Annotated in this window: 15 protein-coding genes; 7 read left to right on the plus strand and 8 right to left on the minus strand. The window is 42.6% G+C overall.

All coding sequences use genetic code 11. The features are described from left to right. Positions 1–32: 32 nt before the first annotated feature. The 7 genes from sufS to ydiJ all read right to left on the minus strand — a co-directional run bounded on the left by sufS (position 33) and on the right by ydiJ (position 9,085). Positions 33–1,271: a cysteine desulfurase SufS gene (sufS, locus tag M1E93_RS11590; protein ID WP_004919165.1), complete on the minus strand. Its 1,239-nt coding sequence runs from the start codon at positions 1,269–1,271 to the stop codon at positions 33–35. A gap of 7 nt (positions 1,272–1,278) precedes the next feature. Continuing rightward, positions 1,279–2,583, minus strand: a complete 1,305-nt coding sequence (gene sufD, locus M1E93_RS11595; protein WP_004919163.1) for a Fe-S cluster assembly protein SufD — start codon at positions 2,581–2,583, stop codon at positions 1,279–1,281. Further along, positions 2,558–3,304, minus strand: coding sequence for a Fe-S cluster assembly ATPase SufC (gene sufC, locus M1E93_RS11600; RefSeq protein ID WP_004919160.1), 747 nt, complete (start codon positions 3,302–3,304; stop codon positions 2,558–2,560). The genes sufD and sufC overlap by 26 nt, the downstream gene beginning before the upstream one ends. Before the next feature lie 45 nt (positions 3,305–3,349). Further along, complete coding sequence (gene sufB, locus M1E93_RS11605) at positions 3,350–4,849, minus strand: Fe-S cluster assembly protein SufB (RefSeq protein WP_004919158.1); 1,500 nt, start codon at positions 4,847–4,849, stop codon at positions 3,350–3,352. Between the two features lie 16 nt (positions 4,850–4,865). Beyond that, complete coding sequence (gene sufA, locus M1E93_RS11610) at positions 4,866–5,246, minus strand: Fe-S cluster assembly scaffold SufA (RefSeq protein ID WP_004919156.1); 381 nt, start codon at positions 5,244–5,246, stop codon at positions 4,866–4,868. A gap of 369 nt (positions 5,247–5,615) precedes the next feature. Beyond that, complete coding sequence (gene menI / locus M1E93_RS11615) at positions 5,616–6,032, minus strand: 1,4-dihydroxy-2-naphthoyl-CoA hydrolase (RefSeq protein WP_004919152.1); 417 nt, start codon at positions 6,030–6,032, stop codon at positions 5,616–5,618. Then, entirely contained in the window at positions 6,029–9,085 is a 3,057-nt protein-coding gene (gene ydiJ / locus M1E93_RS11620) for a D-2-hydroxyglutarate dehydrogenase YdiJ (RefSeq protein ID WP_169342159.1), read from the minus strand. The genes menI and ydiJ overlap by 4 nt, the downstream gene beginning before the upstream one ends. Positions 9,086–9,354: 269 nt before the next feature. Here ydiJ and ydiK point away from each other — a divergent pair, with 269 nt between their 5' ends. Beyond that, on the plus strand, positions 9,355–10,470 hold the full coding sequence (gene ydiK, locus M1E93_RS11625; protein ID WP_014658214.1) for an AI-2E family transporter YdiK: 1,116 nt from the start codon (positions 9,355–9,357) through the stop codon (positions 10,468–10,470). A gap of 746 nt (positions 10,471–11,216) precedes the next feature. Here the strand turns inward: ydiK and ppsA are convergent. Further along, complete coding sequence (gene ppsA, locus M1E93_RS11630; RefSeq protein WP_014658213.1) at positions 11,217–13,592, minus strand: phosphoenolpyruvate synthase; 2,376 nt, start codon at positions 13,590–13,592, stop codon at positions 11,217–11,219. A gap of 271 nt (positions 13,593–13,863) precedes the next feature. Here ppsA and ppsR point away from each other — a divergent pair, with 271 nt between their 5' ends. The 6 genes from ppsR (at position 13,864) to M1E93_RS11660 (ending at position 21,737) form a co-directional block, all read left to right on the plus strand. Continuing rightward, on the plus strand, positions 13,864–14,724 hold the full coding sequence (gene ppsR, locus M1E93_RS11635; protein ID WP_004919142.1) for a posphoenolpyruvate synthetase regulatory kinase/phosphorylase PpsR: 861 nt from the start codon (positions 13,864–13,866) through the stop codon (positions 14,722–14,724). Positions 14,725–14,851: 127 nt separating this feature from the next. After that, positions 14,852–15,901, plus strand: coding sequence for a 3-deoxy-7-phosphoheptulonate synthase (locus M1E93_RS11640; protein ID WP_014658212.1), 1,050 nt, complete (start codon positions 14,852–14,854; stop codon positions 15,899–15,901). A 217-nt stretch (positions 15,902–16,118) separates the two neighbouring features. Further along, positions 16,119–16,304 carry a hemin uptake protein HemP gene (gene hemP, locus M1E93_RS11645; protein ID WP_004919137.1) on the plus strand — a complete coding sequence of 62 codons (186 nt, stop codon included), beginning with the start codon at positions 16,119–16,121 and terminating at the stop codon, positions 16,302–16,304. Between the two features lie 103 nt (positions 16,305–16,407). Next, positions 16,408–18,546 carry a TonB-dependent receptor domain-containing protein gene (locus M1E93_RS11650; RefSeq protein ID WP_426206940.1) on the plus strand — a complete coding sequence of 713 codons (2,139 nt, stop codon included), beginning with the start codon at positions 16,408–16,410 and terminating at the stop codon, positions 18,544–18,546. A gap of 114 nt (positions 18,547–18,660) precedes the next feature. Next, positions 18,661–20,661, plus strand: coding sequence for a TonB-dependent hemoglobin/transferrin/lactoferrin family receptor (locus M1E93_RS11655; protein WP_104873420.1), 2,001 nt, complete (start codon positions 18,661–18,663; stop codon positions 20,659–20,661). A gap of 26 nt (positions 20,662–20,687) precedes the next feature. Next, complete coding sequence (locus M1E93_RS11660) at positions 20,688–21,737, plus strand: hemin-degrading factor (RefSeq protein WP_004919129.1); 1,050 nt, start codon at positions 20,688–20,690, stop codon at positions 21,735–21,737. Positions 21,738–21,746 lie beyond the last annotated feature (9 nt).

A 21,746-nucleotide genomic window follows, 5' to 3' on the forward strand; every position in this document is an offset into this window, starting at 1 on the left:
CAATGATAACAAAAACAATCAGGCTTTAACGCCTAGCCTAACAATTTTTTAATGCGCTGTAATGCATTGAATAAGGAATCTATCTCTTCTTTGGTCGTATAGATACCTACCGAAGCGCGACACATTGCAGGAACATTATAGCGGTCCATCAATGGTAATGCACAATGGTGCCCAGTACGGATAGCAATACCATATTGATCTAAAAAAGAGCCAACATCGTAAGCATGATGTGTGCCGAGGTTAAATGCAATCACCCCTTCACGTTGATCGTTACCGTATAGGGTTAATGAGGGAATTTCTTTTAATTTTTTAGAAGCATAGGACATCACTTCCTTTTCATAAGCAAAGGCTTCTGCTCTCCCTAACGCATTGAGATAATCAAAGGCCGCCCCTAAGCCAATAATGGCGCTAACATTGGGGGTTCCTGCTTCAAAACGCCATGGCGCATCCGCATAAGTGATCCCGTTTTTAAGACTGACATGGCGGATCATTGCTCCGCCCCCTTCCCACGGAGGCATCTTATCTAAAAGTGATTTTTTGCCATACAGAATGCCAATCCCTGTCGGCCCATACAGTTTATGCCCTGAGAAAGTATAAAAATCACAGTCTAACTCTTGCACATCAACAACACTGTGCATCGCACCTTGAGCGCCATCGACTAGCACATACAACTCAGCCCCACAATTAGCCGCTAAAGCCCTCGCTTGCTGAATAATCTCTTTAACGGGGTTAACGGTGCCTAGCACATTAGAGATGTGAGTAAAGCTCAATAACCGTGTTTTGGCATCAATGAGTTCACCAAGTTGCGTTAACAGTAACCGCCCATCATCACTAACAGGAATGACCCGAATTTCAAAGCCTATAGATTCGGCTAATATGTACCAAGGTACGATGTTGGCGTGGTGTTCCATCTCAGTAATGACAATATTATCGCCTTTACCGATAAATGTTCGCCCGAAGGTATTGGCAACAAGGTTGATTGCTTCGGTTGTGCCTTTAACAAAAACCATTTCTTCTGCTGAAGAGGCATGAATAAAATCAGCCGCTTTTTGGCGTACCTCTTCCATCATGCTTGTCGCTTGCGCGCTGAGGGTATGTATCCCACGATGTACCGCAGCATATTGATGCAACGTAAACTCGCTCTCTTTTTCAATCACTTGCAGAGGCTTCTGTGCACTTGCTGCACTATCAAGATAGACCAAAGGATGATTATTCACACTTTGGGATAAGGCAGGAAAATCCTGCCTAACTGCTGTTACGTTGTATGTCATACGCGTATTAGACCTCTGCTAAGCGTTGGCGAATATTCGCCATGACGGCTTGTTTGAGTTCTTCATTTTCAATCGACTCAGTCAACTCCGCTGCAAAAGCAATGATAATCATATGTTTTGCGGCTTTACCGTCAATCCCTCTGGAGCGCAGGTAAAATAACTGCTCATCATCAATACGGCCTACCGTTGCACCATGCCCACACTTCACATCGTCAGCATAAATTTCTAGCTGAGGCTTAGTGTCAACTTCTGCTTTATCACCCAATAATAACGTGTGATTGCTCATTTGACCGTCTGTTTTTAAGGCATTTGGCGCCACTTTGATCATGCCATTGAACACGGCTTTACTTCCGTCCATGGCAATGACTTTATGTAATTGTCGGCTTTCACACTGACCTACATTGTGTTCAAGGTAAGTCCGAGTATCGACAATTTCACTGTCTTTTGGCAATAACAAGCTATTGAGTGAAAAATGCCCATTTTCACCCATCAGTTGTGCGCTCGTATGATGGCGCGTTAGTGCTCCACCCAGCAAAAAGCTGCTGCTTAATACTTGGCTATCGCGACCAACCACGATGTCATTATGAGCAAAATGCTGAGCCACATTGTTTTCGTTATTCAGTTTGAAGTGCTGATATTGCGCATTATCCCCCACTTCAACTGTTAAACGGCCCCCAGTAAAATGGGCTTTATCGTTAAAACTGACAAAATGCTCGATCACTTGCGCTTTGCTGTTTGCATCTAACGTGATGTGATAGCGATATTGGCTAGTATTCACCGTATCGCCATCACTACCGCTGGATATATTCAGTAGATAAAGGGGCTTTTGTGCAATTTGATTTGCACCTAGGTGAATAACAATTGGCTGTTGAGCAAGACTTTCCGTTAAATGCAAAAAGATCTCACTATTAACCGCATCGGGCAGCATATCTTGGCTATCTAATAGCGCAACTTGAAATGGCCCCATATCGATAGAGCTAAGTGTTGAGCTATAGCGGCCATCAACAAGTACGATTCGATAGGCATCAATCGGAAGCGCTAAAGCTTCACACGCTTTTTCGTCAAGATCTTGTTCTGCAAAACGATAATGTGTATTCAATACCGAATGCAACGGCGTATAGTGCCAATCTTCATGACGAAAAACCGGTAAACCGACTTGTTTAGCTTTTTCCCAATGTGCCGCCGCATGATGCGATTTCGCCCCAGAGCGTTGCTCAAAAAGTGTTGCAAAACGCGCCATCGCTTGCTCATTTAATGCAGCTACCTGAGCACGTTTTCCTGCTCTTTCACTGTTGGTCAATAAGCCAGCCATAACCTTGCTCCTCCAGTTTTTTCGCCAAGCTGAAATCACCTGATTTGATGATTTTCCCCTGATACAGCACATGCACAAAATCAGGTTTGACGTAATCCAGAATGCGCTGGTAATGCGTCACAATGATAAATGAACGGTCTGGAGAGCGCAGTGAATTGACACCATTGGCAACGGTTTTCAATGCATCAATATCTAACCCTGAGTCAGTTTCATCTAAGATGCAGAGTTCTGGCTCAAGAGCAGCCATTTGCAGAATATCATTACGTTTTTTTTCACCGCCGGAGAAGCCCACGTTAACAGAGCGTGTCAATAAATCTTGAGGCATCTCCAGTAAGTTAATTTTATCTTCAATAAAATCTTGGAAATCAAAACGATCTAAAGGTTCTTGCTGACGATATTCACGAACCGCATTGACGGCCGTTTGGAGGAAGAATTGGTTACTCACCCCTGGAATTTCTACTGGGTATTGGAAGGCTAAGAAGATACCCTCACCAGCTCGCTCTTCTGGGTCCAACTCTAGCAAATCTTTACCTTTGAAAATGACTTCGCCACTGTCGATGTCATACTCTTCACGACCAGCGAGTGTTGCAGATAACGTACTTTTACCTGAACCATTCGGACCCATAATGGCGTGAACCTCACCCGGTTTCACTTCCAATGATAAGCCCTTTAATATTTCATTGCCTTCTACACTTACATGTAAATTTTTAACACTTAACATATCAACATGCCTTTAGCGCTTTTGCGCATATAAACCTGATTGTGATCAGCCCACACTGTGCTCTAGGCTGATTGCCAGCAATTTCTGTGCTTCTACCGCAAACTCTAACGGAAGTTCCGAGAAAACGTCTTTACAGAAACCATTTACGATCATTGAAATCGCATCATCTTCACTAATTCCACGCTGTAAGCAGTAAAAAAGCTGATCTTCGCCAATGCGAGAAGTGGTCGCCTCATGTTCTAGCTGAGCGGTGTTATTTTTGACTTCAACGTAAGGGAATGTGTGTGCTCCACACTGAGTACCAATAAGCATCGAGTCACATTGAGTGAAATTGCGTGCATTATGTGCACTTGGTAAGATTTTCACTAAGCCGCGATAGCTATTTTGGCTTTTACCCGCTGAGATACCTTTAGAGATGATCGTCGAACGCGTATTTTTACCAATATGGATCATTTTAGTGCCGGTATCGGCTTGCTGGTTACCGTTTGTCAGTGCCACAGAGAAAAACTCACCAACCGAGTTATCCCCTTTTAAGATAACACTTGGATATTTCCAGGTGATCGCAGAACCCGTTTCAGATTGAGTCCATGACATTTTCGAATTCTCACCTTCGCACAGCGCACGCTTAGTCACAAAGTTAAGAATACCACCTGCTTCACTGTCGCCACCGGAGAACCAGTTTTGAACCGTTGAGTATTTCACTTCTGCATCTTTATGGATGATGACTTCGACGACCGCAGCGTGTAACTGATAGCTATCACGGACAGGTGCTGAACAGCCCTCAATGTAGCTGACATAGCTTCCTTCGTCGGCGATCAAAATCGTCCGTTCAAATTGCCCTGTTTTTGCAGCATTAATACGGAAGTAAGTGGAAAGCTCCATCGGACAACGTACCCCTTTCGGGATATACACAAAAGTGCCATCCGATGCCACCGCCGCATTGAGCGCAGCAAAGAAGTTATCGTGACTAGAAACGACAGTACCAAGGTATTTTTGCACCAACTCAGGGTACTCTTGGATAGCTTCACTGAATGAACAGAAAATAATGCCGTGTTTAGCAAGATCATCACGATATGTTGTAGAAACAGATACTGAGTCAAAAATAGCATCGACCGCCACGGCCTTCCCTTCACGAACAGGAACACCGAGTTGGTTGAAGGCCTCTTCAACTTCAGCCGTTAGATAATTATTGGTTTCTGTAACACCAGTTCCTTGCTTCGCACCGGATTGTGACCCGCAACTGTCATCACAAGAACCACAAGATGGCGCTGAGTAATAGCTGTAGTCTTGATAATCTAAATTTGGATAATGGGCTTTTAACCAGTGTGGCTCTTCCATTCCTTTCCAGTGATGATAGGCATCAAGGCGGAATTTTAGCATCCACTCTGGCTCATTACGTTTTGCAGAAATCGCTCGGACAACATCTTCGTTGATCCCTTTAGCCATTTCATCTGTGGCGACATTCGTAAAAAAGCCTTCTTTATAACGCTGGTCATTTAGCCAGCTTTGAACTTCATCGCCAATTTCTACATTGCTCTGAGACATAATCTGACTTCACATATTAAACACCGAAGCTTTCACCACACCCACAGGCATGTTGCGCTTTCGGATTATTGAATTTAAATATCCGATTAAGCCCTTCTTGGACATAATCGACAACTGTACCATCGATAAATGGCATGGCTTCTTTAGGTACATACAGACGTGCACCATCATGTTCAAAGAGTAAATGATCCTCTGTTGGGTTCTCGATCATCTCGAAAACATAGCCAAAGCCAGCGCATCCAGACTGTTTAACACCCAGCGAAAGCCCTTTAGTTTCAGGATTTTGCTCCATCAATTTTTTGATTTGTTTCGCCGCGCTATCAGTTAGGCTGACACCTTGCCAATTCGTTTCGTCTATAGAAAAAGTTTCTACGCTGTCATTCACATTTGCAGTCATATTGACCCCACAATTCTCATGGCTTTTCAGCCAGTTATCAGGAGATTAACTCCGTTTATCCTATGGTAACGATAACCTTTGTCACTTCAACCATTTGTTTTGAAAGGTTATACCTATTCTAGCTCATTTTTTACGCATTTTGCGCTTATTTATACGCCATCGTGTGTAAAAATGTACACTAACTCATTAAAATATAACGATTAAAAAAAGTTACATTTTTTTTAATATTATGTACTCATCAATACACTTAAATGGCACAAATTAATAAAGATACATTTATTATACAACTTAATCGGCAAGACAAAAATTGAAATTCTGATGAAATTGTTGAAGGAACCTCAACCCTATTCGAGTTGAGGTTAATGGGTATCAATCGGAGAGTACCGCGGTCGTTAAACGAGAAGTACAACACAGTTGCCCTTTCTCATTGAAAATATCAATATTCCATACCTGCTGGCGGCGCCCTAGGTGAACAGGCTTACAAACGCCTTTCACTACACCTTGGGTTGCCGAACGAATGTGATTAGCATTAATTTCAAGGCCAACAACACGTTGTTCCCCTTCACTGCATAGGTAACCTGCTATTGAGCCTAATGATTCCGCCAGCACAACAGAAGCGCCCCCATGTAATAAACCAAATGGCTGTTTTGTTCGTTGGTCGACTGGCATAGTGCCTTCAAGGTAATCATCACCATACCCCGTGATCTCAATACCTAGATGGCCTAACATACAGCCTTTGGCCATTTCTGCCATGTGGTCAAGCGTAAATTTACGTCTCCAAATCATTCAACTATCTCCAATAACGCCTGTATAGGGTGTTTTATTTGTGTATTTTCCATACGTTTTACTTGGCTGCGACATGAATACCCTGTGCTTAAACAACGCTCTTTGGGTAATTTCTCTATCGCGGGTTTCCACGATAAATTATAGATACCTTTCGAGTTTTTGATATTCGCCACTTCATGACCATAAGTCCCAGCCATACCACAACACCCTACACTGATGTTTTTAAGCTCTTGACCATAACGTTTAAACAAATTTGCCCACTGAGTCGCACTATTTGGCAATGCGGTTGTTTCCGTGCAATGACCAAAGAAATACCATGGGGCAGACGACACCTGACGATGCTCGGTAGGCTCAGGCAATGTCACTAGCCACTCATGAGCAAGTTGTACGGTAAAACGGCACTGCTGCGCCCCTAAAATCTCACGGTATTCATCGCGATAACACAACACTAATGCAGGATCGACGCCAACCATAGGTAACTCTAATTTGGCGACCCGATTTAGAAAATCAGCGGTTTTCTGCGCTGTTTTGGCAAAGCGAGCAAGGAACCCTTTGACATGTTGCGCCTTACCATTCGGTGAAAATGGTAATAAAACAGGTTTAAAGCCCAATTTTTCGATTAATTTGACAAAGTCCGCCACGACTTTTGCATCGTAATAACTGGTGAATGGGTCCTGTACTACCAACACATGGTTTTCACGTTGTGCAGGAGACATCGACTCTAACTGCTCCAGCGTCACTGTCATCGCCGCATGCCCTGATAGCTCTTGCTTTAAGGTAGGTTGAGAAAACAGCGGGAGATCGACCATTCCGATCGTCTGCTCACTTAATTTCTGTACCCATGGCTGACGTAAGAAAAAGTTAAATACACCCGGCGCTTTCGACATCAAGGGGGCGCTATTTTCCACTCCCGCCACAATATGATCCCGCACAGGCCTTAAATATCGGCTGTGATATAGCGCTAAAAATTTGGCTCTAAATGAAGGCACATCGATTTTGATCGGGCATTGTGTTGAGCAAGCTTTACAAGCTAAGCACCCAGACATCGCGGCTTTAACTTCATGAGAAAAATCATAATCCCCTTTTTTCGCCTGCCATGTATTGCGTGTTTTCTCAATCAAGCCGCGTAGTGATGGACGGTTTTCTTGTATTCCTTTTTCTAAGCTTTCTGGCGTGACGCCTTGGTTAGAAAGAAGCCGTAACCATTCACGAACGAGGGTCACACGCCCTTTTGGCGAATGGATCCGCTGTCCACTTATTTTCATTGATGGACACATAGGGCTTTTCACATCAAAGTTAAAACATAGCCCATTACCGTTACACTCCATCGCCCCACGGAACGTTTGGCGTACCTGTACAGGTATTTGGCGATCATAGGTGCCTCGCTTAACTGCATCCACCTGTTTCATTGGCGCATCAATACCGGCTGGCGGACAGATTTTACCTGGATTCAGACGGTTATCTGGGTCAAAAGCGGCTTTGATATTCCGTAACTCGTTATACAGCACTTCACCGAAAAACGCCGGGCTATATTGAGCGCGGAACCCTTTACCGTGCTCCCCCCATAATAACCCGCCATATTTGGCAGTCAGCGCGACAATGTCATCTGAAATTTGCTTCATCAACACTTCTTGTTGCGGGTCACACATATCTAAAGCAGGACGTACGTGTAAAACCCCCGCATCCACATGCCCAAACATCCCGTAATTCAGATTGTGGCTATCCAGCAGTGCTCTAAACTCTACTATGTAATCCGCTAGGTGTTCAGGTGGTACGCAGGTATCTTCAACAAATGGGATCGGTTTAGCAGCCCCTTTACTATTTCCTAATAAACCAACCGCTTTTTTACGCATATTGTAAATACGGTTGATGTCATCCAAATCATGACAGACTTGATAGCCAATCACACCCGCTTGGTGATTGGCCATTAACTCATCTAAACGCTGGCACAGGCTCGTGGTTAAGTGATTGATTTCGTCCTCATCATCCCCACTAAATTCAACAATATTAAGGCCCAGCATCTCTTTGTTTGGTACATCGGTGATTAATGCTTTCACGGAATGCCAAACGATATCTTCCCGTGCTAAATTCAGTACTTTTGAATCGACGGTTTCGACAGACAGAGCTTTTGCCTGCACCATAAACGGCGCATTACGTAGTGCAGATTCAAAAGAGTCATATTTAACGTTCACCAAACGGCGTACTTTTGGTAAAGGGGTAATATCCAACGTGGCTTCGGTAATAAAAGCCAGTGAACCTTCCGACCCCGTTAAAATACGCGTCAGGTCGAATTCACTAAGGTCATCATTAAACACATGACGTAAATCATAGCCCGTTAAAAAACGGTTCAATTTTGGAAACTTTTCTTCAATCAAAGGGCGCTGCTCTAAACAGCGTTCAAGTACGGTTTTGTAGATACGCCCTGTGACAGAATCCTCTGACGCAATCGTTTGGGCGAGTGCGATAGGCATAGCGCGTGTTTCAAGGCATTCCCCTCCCAGCAAAACCGCTTTAACACCCAGCACGTGATCTGAGGTTTTACCGTACACCAAAGAGCCTTGCCCCGATGCATCGGTATTGATCATCCCCCCTAATGTGGCTCGGTTACTGGTGGACAACTCAGGTGAGAAAAAATAGCCATAGGGTTTGAGAAATTGGTTTAGTTGATCTTTCACCACACCCGCTTCTACTTTAACCCAGCCCTGTTCAGGGTTAATTTCTAGAATGCGGTTCATATAACGTGACATATCAACCACAATCCCTTCGGTCAATGATTGACCATTCGTTCCTGTGCCACCACCTCGTGGGGTGAAGGTTAATTCTCTGAATTTTTCTAACCCGGCAACACGGGTTATAATTTGGACATCCGCACTCGAACGAGGAAATACCACCGCCTGAGGTAATAATTGATAAATGCTATTATCGGTCGCCATTGATAAGCGTTCCGCATAGCTAGTGCCATTATCGCCTGTAAAGCCATGTGCCTGTAGTTGGTGCAGAAATTCAATAACTAGTTTACTTAAATGAGGTGCTTCAGTTATACGCGGGATCATTATTAACGATGACTCTTGTTGTTTAGTGTTCGCATTACTCGTTATGTACTATCTTTATTTTAAGTAGCACAATAGTGCCTGATTGGTTTACGGAGCTTCCCCCTGCAAAACCCGTTTTCCTTAAAGAAGGTACAACCGCTGATGACATTGTCAGTGATGGAACCATATCACAATATTGTTTTTTTTGATCGTGAAAAAGAAATTACGTTATTTTCACCTGAAAAAATGGCTCACTTGCAGTGTTTTTATTTGTTAAGGATTAGGCATTAATGGAAAAATCGCAAAAACGTCTCGACTTACCCAAACTTATTTTTGGCTTCGCATTTATCATTTTAATGATAGCGGCCTGTTTTTGGGTACTGAACCCGTTTATTCTTGGTTTTGTATGGGCTGGTATGATGGTGATAGCAACATGGCCACTACTCCTACGCATTGAAGCAAGGTTGTGGAACAAGCGTTGGTTGGCGGCTTTAGTCATGGTCTCCTTAATACTTTTACTATTCGTTATACCGCTGGGTATTCTTATTGGCAGTATTATTCAAAATAGCACTCCGCTAATTGAACTCGCTAAGTCACCTAACAGTTTGCGCTTGCCTGATCTAGAATGGCTTAACAGCGTCCCTTTCGTTGGTGAAAAAATTTATTACGCTTGGCATAGTTTGGTTGCTAGTGGCGGTAATGCACTGTTAGCCAAAGTCCAACCCTATTTAGGACAAGCTGCTGGTTGGTTCCTCGCACAAGCCATCAATGCCGGCCGTTTTATGTTCCATCTCGCCTTAATGTTGCTATTTAGCGGTTTACTCTACCTCAAAGGCGAATCCGTGATGTTAGGTATCCGCCATTTTGCCGTTCGATTAGCAGGGATACGTGGCGATGCAGCGGTAGTCTTAGCCGCACAGTCAATCCGCGCCGTTGCATTAGGTGTCGTCGTCACCGCCCTTATTCAAGCTATTGTTGGCGGTGTAGGGCTTGCTTTATCGGGTATCAGCTATGCGGCTATCTTAACCGTTCTCCTCTTTATCTGCTGCGTTGCTCAGCTTGGCCCGCTACTGATTATGGTACCATCCGTCATTTGGCTATTCTGGACAGGGGATACAACATGGGCAATCATCCTCGCTGTTTGGGCTGCTGTTGTCGCAACTATGGATGGCGTTTTACGTCCATGGCTGATCAAAATGGGGGCTGACTTGCCGATGGTGCTCATACTTGTTGGGGTTATCGGTGGTATCCTCTCCTTTGGTATGATTGGTTTGTTTATAGGTCCGGTCGTACTTGCGGTGTCATACAGTCTATTAAAAGCCTGGATGAATGAGGTCGCCATACCAAATGAAAACCTTGAAGAAACAGAAAAGTTTCTCGAAGAAGAGTTTATGAGTAAAAAATAAATTTACTTTAAACTAACCAACAGTATGCTCTCTATTAAGCATACTGTTGGATTATCGATTATGTTCATTAATATTTAGAAACAATATTTAACAGACTAATGTTAGTATTCAAGCTCATTTGTGATATTATCTTTTTCGTTGAAACGAATTCTCTTTATGATACAGCGACTAATAAATATATTAAGAGTGTTCTTAGTGATTATAATTTTTAATTAATTTATTATCTTCACATCGAATTACGTTTTGATTAATACGAATCTCAATATCATGCTTATTTAATTTAATGCGTGATTATCCCAATAGAATTGCTGTGTGTAGTCTTTGCCTGTCAGCCCATGATAGGCTTTTTTTTTATTTTTTTCCCAACATGAATTTTATTCATCATCCTAGGCCTCGCCGGCTGGCCTGCAACTAAGGCAATGACTTCATCTTTTATTACTCCCATTTTTAGTAAGTAATATCACCTTATAATTCTTTATATAGTTATTTATATAGCATCACTTATTGATTTAACTCAAAATGATTAACACTAATGGATCGGTTTATTAACTTTCTAATATTACTTAATCCGTGTAAACACCTATTAATTCTCATCCAGTATTTAAATTTACTTATATTAGATATTAATTAATAACTGATAGCTTCTATTGAAGTTGACAATCGGTATATTCAATTTGATTTATAAAAAAAGCCGACAATTATAATTGTCGGCTTGAGACTCTCGTCTTAAATAATAGATTAATTCATTATGAATCAGCTAATTTTAACCAAGTTTGTACAACGGTATCTGGGTTAAGAGAAAGACTATCTATTCCCTCTTCAACTAACCATTGCGCAAAATCTTGATGATCCGATGGGCCTTGACCACAAATACCGACATATTTGTTTTGACGTTTAGCCGCTTGAATCGCCATCGATAACATGGCTTTTACGGCATCATTGCGTTCATCAAATAGCTCAGAAACGACTCCAGAATCCCTATCTAAACCTAAGGTCAATTGGGTCATATCGTTAGAGCCAATAGAGAAGCCATCAAAATGTTCAAGGAATTGGTCTGCCAGTAATGCGTTTGATGGGATTTCACACATCATAATGACTTTCAAGCCGTTTTCACCACGTTTGAGGTCATGCTTCGCTAATTCAGCCACTACGGCTTCCGCCTGAGCGACAGTCCGCACAAATGGGATCATCACTTCAACGTTTGTTAGCCCCATCTCATTACGTACCCGCTTAACGGCTTCACACTCAAGAGCGAAACAATCTCGGAAGCTATCTGAGACATAGCGCCCTGCTCCACGGAAACCTAACATTGGGTTCTCTTCTTCCGGCTCATAAATATCCCCACCGACAAGGTTGGCATACTCATTAGATTTAAAGTCAGAAAGACGCACGATAACCCGTTTTGGCCAGAATGCTGCCGCTAACGTCGAAATCCCTTCAGTCAACTTACCAACATAGAATTCAATGGGATCATCATAACCTGCCATCATGGTGCGAATTTCATTTTGTAGCTCAGGAGTTTGTGAATCGAACTCCAGTAAAGCTCTTGGGTGAACACCAATCATTCGGTTAATAATGAATTCTAACCTCGCTAAGCCAACCCCTTCGTTTGGTAAACAGGCAAAATCAAATGCACGATCTGGGTTACCCACGTTCATCATGATCTTGACATCAAGCGCTGGCATTTCGTCAACGGCGGAGCTATGAATTTCAAATCCTAGCTCACCTTCATAGACAAACCCTGTATCCCCTTCAGCACAGGAAACAGTCACCTGACTATTTTCCAGCAGGCGCTCTGTCGCATCACCGCAACCGACCACAGCGGGGATACCCAATTCGCGGGCAATAATCGCCGCATGACAGGTACGACCGCCACGATTGGTCACAATCGCAGCCGCTTTTTTCATGATAGGCTCCCAATCTGGGTCTGTCATATCAGTAACGAGTACGTCGCCAGCTTGGATCCTATCCATTTCATTTAAGTTATGGATCACTTTAACATGGCCTGAACCGATACGATGCCCGATAGCACGCCCTTCAACCAACACATTCCCTTGTTGTTTTAATTGGTAACGTTCCATCACTTGTTGATTCGAGCGAACGGTTTCTGGGCGAGCCTGAACAATGTACAGACGCCCATTATGACCATCTTTAGCCCATTCGATATCCATTGGGCGACCATAATGTTTTTCAATCTGTAATGCTTGGCGCGCCAGCTCTTCAACTTCGTGATCAGTCAAAGAGAAACGATTGCGTAGTGCTTCTGGCACATCTTCAATCTGTACTTGCTTACCGTGCTCTTGACTGTTCGCATAAACCATTTGTAATTTTTTCGAGCCAAGAGTACGACGCACAATAGCTGGACGATTATTCAGCAAGGTGGGTTTATGCACATAAAACTCATCTGGGTTTACTGCCCCTTGCACAACCATCTCGCCTAAGCCATAAGCTGAGGTGATGAAGACGACTTGGTCGAACCCTGATTCAGTATCAATGGTGAACATCACGCCAGAAGATGCTAAATCTGAGCGCACCATTCTTTGAACACCCGCGGAGAGTGCCACTCCACGGTGGTCATAGCCTTGGTGGACACGATATGAAATCGCGCGGTCATTAAATAAGGAAGCGAATACGTGTTTAATAGCAACCAATACAGCATCGATGCCTTGAACGTTCAAGAAAGTCTCTTGCTGCCCTGCGAATGAAGCATCAGGCATGTCCTCTGCTGTTGCAGATGAACGTACAGCAAACGAGGCATCTTTTTCACCTTCAGACAGTGTTTGGTATGCCGCACGAATATCACTTTCTAACTGTGGTGTAAAAGGGGTGTCGATAACCCATTGACGGATCTTTTCCCCCGCCGCAGCGAGTTGATTAACATCATCAATATCCGTTTCATCTAGCAGCTGATAAATGCGCTGATTCACGCCGCTCTGCTCAAGAAAATCATTAAACGCCTGTGCGGTTGTCGCAAATCCGTTAGGTACGGATACACCAAGATCGGACAGGTTGGTAATCATTTCACCGAGCGAGGCATTTTTGCCGCCAACACGGTCAACATCATTCATCCCTAATTGGTTATACCAAAGTACATTACACGGAGTGAGGCCATTTGTGGACATTGAAAGCGATCCTTTATCTTTATCTAGCAATTTAGTGACAAGGTACAAATCGTAAAAAATCTCATTGGCGATAATTCGCCTCACGAAATAGACTAGCACAGACAATATCTGAATATAGACTGGTGAATCGTTCCAACTAGCAAGAAAAAATTTTTGTTCTAAAAATTGTTCAAATATTGGCTATACTTTCCCCTATAAACTATTTTTTAAACTTTAATCAAATATAATATCTCTCTAAAACCAACGAAAAATACAACAAAAGACACTATATATGAGCGAAATAACCGCAACTAATCATAAAACAAACCTCACAGAACGAACTGTTTTTTTTATTTCAGATGGAACCGCAATAACCGCAGAAACGCTAGGACATGCTGTTTTGTCGCAATTTCCCTTAGTTTTCAATTCCTATACGCTACCTTTTGTCACCACAGAAGCACGTGCGCAGGAAATAAAACAGAAAATTGATACGATTTATCAAGAGACTCAAAACCGTCCACTGGTGTTCTATTCCATCATTTCCCCCTCCGTAAAAAAAATTATTACCGACAGCGCCGGTTTTTGTCAGGATATTGTGCAAACCTTGGTTGCCCCTATTCAGCAAGAAGTGGGGTTAGAGCCTGAGCCTAAACTCAACCGTACCCATGGCTTATCGCTACAGAATATCAATCAATATGATGCTCGCATTGCTGCTATCGAATACACATTAGCCCATGATGACGGTATTTCCTTGCGCAACCTAGACCAAGCACAAGTGATTTTGTTAGGCGTCTCCCGTTGTGGTAAAACCCCTACCAGCCTCTATTTAGCCATGCAATTTGGTATTCAAGCCGCTAACTATCCATTTACGGCAGACGATATGGATAACTTGCAGTTACCCGCTGCACTACGCCCTTATACGCATAAATTATTTGGTTTGACGATAAGCCCGGAAAGACTAGCCGCTATTCGTGAAGAGCGACGTGAAAACAGCCGCTATGCATCATTACGTCAATGCCGCATTGAAATTGCTGAGGTCGAGGCACTATTTAGACAAAACAAGATCAACTATCTCAATACAACCAATTACTCAGTAGAGGAAATTTCTGCCAAAGTCATTGACACGATGGGGCTAAAACGGCGTATCTTTTAGTCGAAATGTATTTTTTAAAAAATCTTTCATTCAATCTCACGTTGTAGGTTGAATTCGAGCCATTTTCGTTTATTGTGATCCTAATCACTGATACGGCTCTGCCTATTAAAGCTTTTGAGAAGAAAGAATGCAAAAAACTGATGAACTACGTACTCAGCGTGTGGATAGCTTAATTACCCCACAGACACTCGCTGACGAATTTCCTATTTCTGAGAAAGTGGCTGAAAACGTGACAGCGTCACGTAAGCGGATAGAGAAAATTTTATCGGGGGAAGATCCCCGTTTATTGGTTATTGTTGGCCCATGCTCTATTCATGATATTGATGCGGCTCTGGAATATGCTAATCGGCTGAATGTCTTACGTGAACGCTATCAAGACCGTCTTGAAATCGTTATGCGTACCTACTTTGAAAAACCCCGTACCGTTGTAGGTTGGAAAGGCCTGATCTCCGATCCTAATTTAGATAACTCTTGCCAAGTCAATACGGGGATACGGCTCGCCCGCAAATTACTTATTGATGTCAATCAGCTTGGGCTACCTACCGCAACAGAATTTCTCGATATGGTCACAGGGCAATATATTGCTGATTTGATCAGTTGGGGAGCGATTGGCGCAAGAACAACAGAAAGCCAAATCCATCGAGAAATGGCATCGGCACTCTCTTGCCCTGTTGGTTTTAAAAATGGTACTGATGGCAATATCCGCATTGCTATCGATGCCATCCGCGCAGCCAGCGCTCAACATATGTTTTTATCGCCCGATAAAAGTGGCCAAATGACCATCTACCAAACCAGTGGTAACCCACATGGTCATATTATTATGCGTGGTGGAAAGCAGCCTAACTACTCTGCCGGAGATATTGCAGCGGCTTGTGATAAGCTACGTGAATTTGAATTAGCTGAACATTTAGTCGTTGATTTTAGCCATGGTAACTGCCAAAAAATCCACCGTCGCCAACTTGAAGTCGCCCGCGATATTGCCGAGCAAATCAAAGGCGGTTCGACCGCAATTAGTGGTGTAATGGCTGAAAGCTTCTTACTTGAAGGCACTCAAAAAATTATTGCAGGTCAACCTCTAACTTACGGGCAATCCATCACAGACCCCTGTTTAGGCTGGGATGATACCGAGCAACTCATTGATATCTTGGTCCAAGCAGTAGAAAGCCGCTTTAAATAAGCTGACATTTTATTCCCCCACCGACTCTTTCACTCTCTCTGATAGGAAAGAGTCGAGTTCCTTTCCGCATAAATATTCACCAAATATTGACCTAAATCGATAAGCAACTCATGCATTGTAGTGATTTTGTCATCTAAATGTAAAAACCCCTTGATGTTACTTAGCAAATTAAAGATAATGATTCTCACTCTTAGTTTTATTATCAATTGGGCCAAATATGACTGATAACATCACTAAACCACCTATTGAAAATATCGCCAACTCAACCCTTCCGCCCGTAAAAGTTGACGTTATAGATAGTCATCAATTATTAGGCTCTGAAGGTAAATTAGCGATCCAACATCGCGGCGAGATATACCAGTTAAGGCAGACTCGTGCTGGTAAACTGATTTTAACCAAATAGTTTTTATTCAAAATTTATTCACAGCAAGCCACCCAGATCTTGTATCAAGGCAGCCAGCGATATTCACCACATAAGGAAAGGATTTCCTATGGAGTTTAAACTGATGTCTGTTACACCCACCATATCGTTAAATGGATCAAAAATAACCGTTTCCGCACTTGCGACAACACTCGCTATTTCAGGATTTAGCGCGGTTGCAACAGCAAAAAAGACGATAGGTGATACTGTTCATGTTACGACCCACCCTTTTCATCACGAAAATATTGCGGTGGCCGAGCAAGTCGATGTCATTGATGCTCAAGCCCCTGAATATCAATCAGCAAGCTCTGCCTTAGATTTATTAAAAGGCCAACCCGGTATTTTTGTTTCTAGTACTGGTGGAACCTACGGTCAAGAGGTTCATCTACGTGGCTATGATTCTCGTGGTGTAAAAATCACGGTGGATAACGTCACTCAAGATTTTAATTCTGGGTTATACAATGCGACATTTATTGACCCGTCACTGGTAAAAAAAGTCTTTGTCCATAAAGGTGCTTCATCCGTTGCTCATGGAAGTGGCGCGCTAGCGGGTGTCGTAGCGATGAAAACCGTGAATGCAAAGGATTTATTAAAGCAAGGGCAGGCATTAGGAGGCCGCGTTTTCAGTGGGGTCAACCGCAATGACCACAGCTACCTTGCCGGGGCATCGGTATATGGACATACTGGCCCTCTGGATATACTATTAAGTTATAGCCAACGTAAAAAATATTCACTCGCATCTGCGGATTTTCCAACTCAAGATAATCATGAGAAAGTGCATAATTGGTTATTAAAAACCACTTGGTATGCACACCCTAATTATCATTTAGCCTTACAGCTACGTGATTATCGTAATGATGGGTTAGGTCTCAAACAACATACAGTAAACAACTCCGCTGATACGCGTTTTAAAAACACGCCCCACGAGCGCGATAGCCACCAGCGGGATGTTTCAATTAGTCAATATATTACCTCAAACCGTTTCCCTAACTGGCAAGCAAATTGGGATCTGTACTATACCGACCTCTCTTTGAGTCAGTTAGATAGAGAAAAAGCTAAGGCTGATAATCAATATCAACGCGAAAAGCGTACGCAATATACCTATGGTACCAAATTGACTAATCACTTTATTGTTCCTATTGAGGGCTGGGTGAATAACCAAATAGAAAGTGGTATCGAGTATTATCAACAACAGCAAAAACCCAATAAACACGCGATCAGCTACCCCCCTGCTCGACTAGCTAATATTTCGGGCTGGGTTAACAATGATATGACGTTACACCACCTGCCTATTACACTCTCAGCAGGAACCCGTTTCACAAGCTATGAAGCTTCACGTCAAGGGTTTGCAAAAAATAGAGACACGAATTGGTCGTCACGTTTTGCGGTCAGTATCACGCCGGCACATTGGTTAAACCTATACTCCTCTTACTCCGAAGGTTATCGGACGCCTCGTATGGCAGAGCTGTATAACAATTCTAATCACTTTTCGGTGATGGGCGGCTGGCTAACTTCCGATTTTAGACCTACGCCTGACTTACAACCTGAGACAAATAAAACAGTAGAAGTTGGTTTAAAAGCAAGTTTTGATGATCTGTTATCAAATGGCGATGAACTGCAATTTGGGTCAACGTATTTTGATACTAAAGCAAAAAACCATATTGCCGTTGAAGGTCGTTACACTAAAAAATACCATTTCATGAAAGGGCAATATCAATGGTTCCCTAATGAAATTTATTTTAGCAATGTTCCTTCCGCCACCATTCGAGGTATTGATAGCTTTATTCGCTACAAAACCCTCTGGTTTGATTTAAATATCAGTCATAACAAAACAACAGGTAAAGAGGACGGCACAGGCTATTCTCTCTCTTCCATTCGCCCTGAAACGCTACTCATTCGCTTCAATGCCCCTATTGCAACAACTGGCCTTAGTCTTGGCTGGGTAGGTGAATTTGCGGCTAAAACACAGTTCCAAGGCAATGCTAAGTACCAATTAAAACAACACAAATCTCAGCATGGACTCGATCGTTACCATAAAGAAGTCATCCAGTATGCAGGCTATAGCCTTCATGACTTTTATGTGAACTATCAAGCTGACCAATTTATAAAAGGGTTGAATACGACATTAACGATGAAAAACGCCTTTGATCGTCAATATGTCTCTTCGATGGGAGTTCCCCAAGAAGGCCGTAATTTCTATTTCAATGTGAGTTATCAATGGTAACCATTTAATAATTATAAAATAAATAATACTCGCCGGTTTGTTTCCCTGCATACAGATTTAGGCAAAATCGAAACTTAGGGAGCAAACCGGTAACACTTTATGGAGTATAACAATATGTCTCATGTTTTACGTTTATCCGTTCTGACAAGCGCAATACTTTCCGTTATGGCAAGCGCTCATGCAGAAACAACACCATCAAATCGCAATGATGTGATGACCGTCTATGCAACAGGTACTGAAAGAGATAGCTTCGATGCCCCAATGATGGTCACTGTGATCAAAAATGACTCACCTGAAACAAAAACGGCAAGTACGGTCAACGATATCTTGCGTAAAATTCCGGGGATCGGTGTTACTGGTACTAGTCGCACTAATGGTCAAGATATCTACATGCGTGGTTTTGACCGTCGCGGTATTTTAACCCTCGTCGATAATGTACGCCAAGGTACTGATACTGGTCACGTTAACGGCACATTTATTGATCCTGCACTGATAAAACAAGTCGAAATTGTTCGTGGCCCTTCAGCTCTACTGTATGGTAGCGGCGCGATGGGAGGTGTGATCGCTTGGGAAACCGTAGATGCTAAAGATCTATTACGTGAGGGTCAAAACAGTGGCTTTCGTGTCTTTAGCCAAGCTGCTACAGGGGATCATAGCTTTGGTTTTGGCGGTACATCTTTTGGGCGTACTGAGCAATTTGATGGTTTGTTTAGTTTTGTTACCAAACAAGTCGGAGATGTTCGCTTAAGCAATAGCGATGATATGGAAAACAAAGAAACCATCTCAAACCTACTCGCCAAAGGGACATGGCAGTTTGATGATAAGCAAAAGCTATCAGGGCAACTGCGCTATTACAATAACAATGCATATGAACCCAAAGATCCACAACAAATCGATATTACTAAGGATAATCTAAAGGTTAACCGCACTACACGTCAACGTGATGCCCAAGCGACTTACCAGTTAAACCCAGAATCAAACGATTGGTTAAATCTTAAAGCAACCACTTACTATTCTGACGTTAATATTACCGCTAAAGGTAAAAATACTCACTATGAAGGCCGTACCCAAAAAACTTATGGTCTGAAAGTTGATAATAAAACACACTTGTATGATTTACCTATCGCAGCCCATAACTTTACTTATGGCGGCGAAACATACAAACAAAATCAAACACCTTACGCTTCAACAACGCAATTCCCTGATGCTGATATCACCTTTGCTTCAGGTTTCTTGCAAGATGAAATCGCCTTAAAAGATTTACCTGTATCGTTTATTGTTGGCACTCGCTATGACCATTATAAAGCAACCGCTAAAGATAATGAGGACGTGAAAGAAGGCAAATGGTCTTCTAAAGGCGCCGTTAGCATTACACCAACAGACTGGTCAATGCTATTTGCCTCTTATTCAGAAGCTTTCCGAGCACCTTCTATGATGGAAATGTATAACGATGAAATTCATTTCCAAATGGGCCCAATAGTAAATAAATGGCGACCAAATCCGAATCTCAAACCAGAGTCTACACGTACTGCTGAATATGGGGTTGGGCTACGGTTTGATGATCTATTCACTGAACGTGACAATCTACAATTTAAAGCAAGTTATTTTGACACTAAAGCAAAAGACTATATCAATACCTATGTGAACGTTGACTTTAGAAATCCTCAGAATAACTACACAACCTCCATCAATACAAAACGAGCTAAAATTTGGGGTTGGGATGCTTCAATGGACTATAAAAACGACTATTTGGGTTGGAATTTAGCTTATAACCACACCGAAGGTAAAGATGAATCAAATGGTAAATCAATTACCTCCATTAAACCTGACTCGCTAACCAGCAACCTTAACGTACCAATTTCAGACAGTGGTTTTTCTGTGGGTTGGTTAGGTGAATTTACTCGTCATACCGATTTCAACGATGCATCCAAAGCACCGCGCCAAGCAGGCTACGCTGTTCATGATTTTTACGTTAGCTACCAAGGTGAAGGCCAATTAAAAGGCCTAGGAACCAGTGTCGTTTTAGGCAATGCCTTCGATAAAGAATACTACTCGTCACAAGGCGTCCCTCAGGATGGGCGTAATGCCAAGCTGCTCGTCAGCTTCCAATGGTAATTTATAGTTAATTAAGGAGATACACTGTGAGTTCAACACTTTTCGAGCGTTACCAACAAGCAAAAGCAGAAAACAAAGCAAAATACGCTCGTGATCTGGCTGCCTACCTTAATGTTTCAGAAGGTGAACTATTGCATTGTCGTGTAGGTCATGACAAAGCACAAAGACTGAATGTTGATGCCCCAACACTGCTGAAAGCGCTAGCATCTGTCGGTAAAGTTAAGGCCATCACCCGCAATGAGTATGTTGTTCATGAGCAAGTTGGTCGCTATGACAATGCAAAATTTAGCGACCATGCAGGGTTAATTTTAAATCCACGCGCCTTAGACTTACGCATGTTCTTCTCTCATTGGGATGCCATTTTCACGCTGACTGAAGATTCAAAAAATGGTGAACGCCATAGTATTCAATTTTTCGATAAACAAGGCGATGCGCTGCATAAAGTCTATACTACAGATGAGACTGATATGGCGGCATGGAACTCTCTCATTGCACAATATGCAACGTCAGACAATCCACCTCTTGCTATTGAAGCTGCTGTGCCATTCTCTGAGCAGCCAATCAGTGATGAATTGAAACAGCAGCTAGAACAAGAGTGGCGCAACATGACCGATGTCCACCAGTTCTTTATTTTATTGAAAAAAAATAATCTTAGTCGCCAACAAGTCTTCCGTGCCGTTAGTGATGATTTAGCATGGCAAGTTCCTGTTGATTCATTCAATCAATTAGTCAATACCGCGTTTAATGACCAAAATGAAATCATGATTTTTGTTGGTAATCGTGGCTGCGTGCAGATTTTTACTGGTCAATTAAAACGCCTTATGCCATACCAAGCAGAAGGTTCGGACATTAAATGGCTCAACATTTTTAATCCAGACTTTACGTTGCATATGATTGAAAACGGCGTTTCAGAGTGTTGGGTAACACGTAAACCTACTCAAGATGGTTTCGTAACAAGCCTTGAAGTCTTCGATAAAGACGGTAATCAAATCGTACAAATGTACGGGCAACGTACTGAAGGTACTCCAGAGCAAGAACAATGGCGTAATCAGGTTATGGCGCTACCGCACATTTAATCGTTAGGT

Source organism: Providencia sp. PROV272 (genome assembly GCF_049901975.1).
GTDB classification, from domain to species: domain Bacteria; phylum Pseudomonadota; class Gammaproteobacteria; order Enterobacterales; family Enterobacteriaceae; genus Providencia; species Providencia stuartii.